The 415-nt window shown below is 44.1% G+C and carries 1 protein-coding gene; it reads right to left on the reverse strand.

The window, feature by feature from the left end:
- The coding region (locus tag HMPREF2983_RS03550) for a helix-turn-helix domain-containing protein (protein WP_141757618.1) at window positions 1-227 on the reverse strand (227 nt) is incomplete at its 3' end.
- Window positions 228-415: the final 188 nt, after the last annotated feature.

Genomic DNA, 415 nt, shown 5'->3' on the forward strand with positions numbered 1-415 from the left:
GTCATCTTGCGAGGTCTCTGATAGCGTCGCTTGCGCCTTCTTGCTCTCCTGACGGCAACCGTATAGGTGTATTTACCCGTATATTCAGAAGAGTTACGCTCTATCTCACGGTATACTGTACTTCTGTGGACGCCTATTGCTTCTGCAATTGCTTTCTTGGACATTTCTTTTTGGAGTAAGACAGAAATTGTGTATCTTTGCTCCGAGGTTAATTGATGGAACTTCATAATACAAAATTAATTAATCTTGGGGAGACCGTGGTCTCCCCTTTGTTTAATATATGTTTAATCGTAATCTTCTGTTTCGCTCTCGGGGGCTGCGAGCCCCCGCCGCTGGGCACCCCCTCGGTGTTTTTCATAGTTCTTTGTAAACTATTTGTCACCGGAGACTGTCGCATTTACTAATTTAAACTGCA

The organism is Prevotella sp. HMSC077E09, assembly GCF_001814685.1.
Taxonomy (GTDB): domain Bacteria; phylum Bacteroidota; class Bacteroidia; order Bacteroidales; family Bacteroidaceae; genus Prevotella; species Prevotella oris.